Raw genomic sequence first — 4147 nt, 5'->3', positions numbered from 1 at the left:
AACAGTCGCCCAGCCATACCACCTTGCGTACCTCGGCGTTGATCTGTTGCAGGATCAGCTCGGCATTGCGCGGCGATGCGGTTTCATCGTCGATGGAGTGAATGATCAGGGTATCGGTGCGGACCAGGGGCAGGGACTTGCGCACGAACGCGATCATGCGCAGGGCGGCGCGCAGGTGGCGTGCCGGGATCGAAGCGGCACCGACGGCAGCCACGCCATCCTTCTCCAGTGCGGCGGCCACACGGCGGCGCATTTCGTAATTCTTGATGCCGTAGGGTTCGCTTTCCTTGTAGGACCAGTTGCGCACGCCCATGTCATAGACCACGGTCAGCATTTTCCAGTACCAGGGCACTGACCAGCCATCGTATTGCAGCACCGGCGAGAGCAGTACCACCGACAGCAGTTCCTTGCTGCGCGCCGCCACGGCCAGCGCCAGCGTGGCGCCCATGGACAGGCCGCACAACGAGACGGTACGGAATTCTTCCTTCAGGCGCGCCACGCGGCTTTCGACCACGGCGCACCAGTCTTCCCAATTGGGTGAGACGCGCGGATTGGTCAGGGCAGCGGAATAATTGTCGATGTTGAGCGGGATGACGGTGCAGCCAGCCTTCTTCAGCTGCTTGGGGATGGACCCCATTTCCAGCTGCGAGCCGCACAGGCCGTGCAGCAGGATGACCGCATGCTCCTTGTGCGGGCCGCCATGTCGTTCTTCGGGTTGACGTTGCTCGGCAGGCTCGGCCGCTGTGCTGGCCGGGCTGCTGGTATCGGTGGATGACAGTGAGTCCATAAATCTTCAAACGCTTTTCGCGCCCCGTGGGCGCCGCCTGGCGAATTCTTCGCCCCCCGTTCAGTACGAGTAAGCGGGTCGACGCTTCAGCGTTCTGTTTCCCGACTACCAACTCCGCTGCCGTCCAGGCGGATGACTTTTCGCGAAAGTCTAACTGCCTCGTTGGAATGTTGCCAGCGTTTATCAATTGCCTTCCCGGAAACGCCGGGTAAGGGTGGCCTGACATGCCATCCGGCAGGAAAATGACAATCTGATGTCAGGATAACGTTGTAAAGACGCAATTGGTGCACAAATCTTCATATCCAGCACCAAAAGACAAATACCGGGCGGTTAAACGACAACAAAGAAAAAGCCCGTCGAGGGGACTCGAAGGGCTTGTTTGCTCGCGCCCGGAGACCGGGCGAAGGGGCTGTCGGTCTTAGCCGCGACCTTCCAGGCGGCCATTGACCACGCGCACCTGGTCGCCGACACGCCAGTTTTCGCTGGTTTGCGGGAAGCTGCGGGTCTTCCCGTTGTCCATGCGCACGTCGACGACGTAGCTGGTGGTGGAGCGCACGTTCTTTTCCACTTCGTTGCCGGCGTAACCGCCGCCGACGGCACCGGCGATGGTGGCCAGGGTACGGCCGGTACCGCCACCGATCTGGTTGCCGAGCAGGCCGCCGACCACTGCACCGCCAGCAATACCCACGCCGCTGGTCGGGACGCTGTGGCGCACGGTACGCACGCCGATCACTTCACCGCAGCTGCTGCAGACGGCCGCGGCGCGCTGGGCCACGGGTGCTGCTGCCGGGGCCTGGTAGGCGCCCTGTTGCGGCTGGTAAGAGGTGGATTGCGGAGCTTGCTGCTGCACCAGCGGTTGCTGACCCTGGCCGGCTTGCTCCATGGCCGCGACCTGCTGCGGCGAATTGGCGCTCTTGGAGCTGGGCAACAGGCCCGTCATCGCAGCCACGCCGATCAGGCTGACCAGGATCACGGCCACCGAGGCGCCGGCGACCAGCGGATGAATCCGGCCCGACGAAGCAGGTGCGGAAGGCTGGCTCACGGCGTTGTTGCTTGCGTTCAGGTTTTGCGGGGTATTGGTATTGGCATTGGTTTCCATGATGACCTCTCTAGTTGTTCTGTTGTCGTTGATGAGTGGATGACTGGATTATGGAGTGGTCATGGGCCAAAAAAAATCCCGATTCTGTGTCAGTTGTAAGGACTTGTAATCCTGCAACAGACGGGCTGGACACGGGTTTGCGGCAAGACAACGCTGCTCTGGAGCAATCGAGGGGCGTTTCAGGCGGGAAGGGAGGGGCGTGCAGGGAGGATGGGGTTCCGCATCCCGGGCGGGATGCGGAGGCAGCAAGGCTGGATGCGCCAACGCGGGAGCGGCGCAGCGCCGTCCCGCGTGACGATCAGTCTTCGCGGCGCAGGTGCGGGAACAGGATCACGTCGCGGATGTTGGGCGAGTCTGTGATCAGCATCATGAGGCGGTCGATGCCGATGCCGCAGCCACCGGCCGGCGGCATGCCGTATTCCAGGGCACGAATGTAGTCGGCGTCGTAGTACATGGCTTCTTCATCGCCAGCGTCCTTGGCGGCCACTTGCGCCTGGAAGCGGGCGGCCTGGTCTTCAGCGTCATTCAACTCGGAGAAGCCGTTGGCGATCTCGCGGCCGGTGATGAAGAGCTCGAAGCGCTCGGTGATACCGGCCACCGTGTCGGAAGCGCGCGCCAGCGGCGAGACTTCGACCGGGTAATCGATGATGTAGGTCGGGTTCCACAGCTGCGATTCGGCCGTTTCTTCGAACAGCGCCAGTTGCAGCGCGCCGATGCCGGCACCGGCCAGCGGGGCCTGGTCGGTCTTGACGCCGAACTTCTTGAGTTCAGTGCGCAGGAAGTCGATGTCGGCCAGTTGCGCTTCGGTGTAGTTCGGAGCGTACTTCAGGATCGCGCCGGTGATGGTCAGGCGGTCGAAGGGCTTGGACAGGTCCAGCTCGCGGCCCTGGTAGGTCAGCACCGCGGTGCCGTGGGCGTCGATGGCGGCCTGGCGGATCACCTGTTCGGTGAAGCCCATCAGCCACTGGTAATCCACGTAGGCGGCGTAGAACTCCATCATCGTGAATTCGGGGTTGTGACGCGGCGAGACGCCTTCGTTGCGGAAGTTGCGGTTGACCTCGAAGACGCGCTCGAAACCGCCCACCACCAAGCGCTTCAGGTACAGCTCGGGGGCGATGCGCATGAACATCTGCATGTCCAGCGCATTGTGGTGGGTGATGAAAGGCTTGGCCGCCGCGCCGCCCGGGATCGGGTGCAGCATCGGGGTTTCCACTTCCATGAAACCGTTGGTTTCCATGAAGCGGCGGATCGACGACATCGCCGCAGTACGCGCCTTGAAGGTGCGGCGGGTCTCTTCGCTCATGATCAGGTCGACGTAGCGCTGGCGGTACTTCATTTCCTGGTCGGCCAGGCCGTGGAACTTGTCCGGCAGGGGGCGCAGCGACTTGGTGATGAGTTTCAACTTGGTGACCTTGATGGACAGCTCGCCGGTCTTGGTCTTGAAGAGGGTGCCTTCAGCGCCCAGGATATCGCCCAGGTCATAGTGCTTGAAAGCGGCCATGGCTTCTTCGCCGGTGACGTCGCGGGTCACGTAGAGCTGGATGCGGCCGTCGGCGCGCACGCCCGAGGCGTCCTGCAGGGTGGCGAAGGCCGCCTTGCCCATGACACGCTTCAACATCATGCGGCCTGCCACGGTGACCTGGACCGGTTCGGCTTCCAGCGCTTCATTCTCCAGGCCATCGTACTTGGCGTGCAGGTCGGCGGCATTGTTGGCCGGGCGGAAATCGTTGGGGAAGGCGACGCCCTGCTCGCGGATGGCGGCCAGCTTGGCGCGGCGCTCGGCGATGATGCTGTTCTCGTCGGCTGCCGGCTGGGCGGCGGGGGTGTTTTGCGTGGTCATGGTTGGAATTCTTGAAGGTTGAACGGTCGGATCAGCAAGAGCAGGCCGCGCAGCAAGGCCGCGCGGCCACCGGGATCAGACGCCCTGTTTCAGCGAGGCCGCGATGAAGTCGTCGATGTCGCCATCGAGGACGGCCTTGGTATTGCCGGTTTCGAAGTTGGTGCGCAGGTCCTTGATGCGGGACTGGTCCAGCACGTAGGAGCGGATCTGGTGGCCCCAGCCGACGTCGGTCTTGGAGTCTTCCAGCTTCTGCTGTTCGCTCATGCGCTTGCGCAGTTCCAGTTCGAACAGCTTGGCGCGCAGCATGTCCCAGGCCTCGGCCCGGTTGCGGTGCTGGCTGCGGTCGTTCTGGCATTGCACGACGATGCCCGTCGGGGCGTGCGTCAGGCGCACGGCGGAGTCGGTCTTGTTGATGTGCTGG

General features: G+C 63.1%; 4 protein-coding genes. All 4 read right to left on the bottom strand.

Annotation, left to right across the window (positions count from 1 at the left end; genetic code table 11):
* The coding region (locus B3873_RS02375) for an alpha/beta hydrolase (protein ID WP_286863851.1) at positions 1 to 787 on the bottom strand (787 nt) is incomplete at its 3' end.
* Between the two features lie 418 nt (positions 788 to 1205).
* Complete coding sequence (locus B3873_RS02370) at positions 1206 to 1886, bottom strand: glycine zipper 2TM domain-containing protein (RefSeq protein WP_286863849.1); 681 nt, start codon at positions 1884 to 1886, stop codon at positions 1206 to 1208.
* Between the two features lie 298 nt (positions 1887 to 2184).
* Positions 2185 to 3726, bottom strand: a complete 1542-nt coding sequence (gene lysS, locus B3873_RS02365; protein ID WP_039785523.1) for a lysine--tRNA ligase — start codon at positions 3724 to 3726, stop codon at positions 2185 to 2187.
* 75 nt (positions 3727 to 3801) lie between these two features.
* Positions 3802 to 4147 (bottom strand): peptide chain release factor-like protein (locus tag B3873_RS02360; RefSeq protein WP_414651519.1); only part of this gene is annotated, 346 nt, incomplete at its 5' end.

Source organism: Herbaspirillum sp. UBA812 (assembly GCF_002296545.1).
In the GTDB taxonomy this organism is placed as follows: Bacteria; Pseudomonadota; Gammaproteobacteria; order Burkholderiales; family Burkholderiaceae_D; genus Herbaspirillum; species Herbaspirillum huttiense.
Note: the sequence above shows the minus strand (reverse complement) of the source record. Positions and strands in the feature narration are given on the sequence as shown.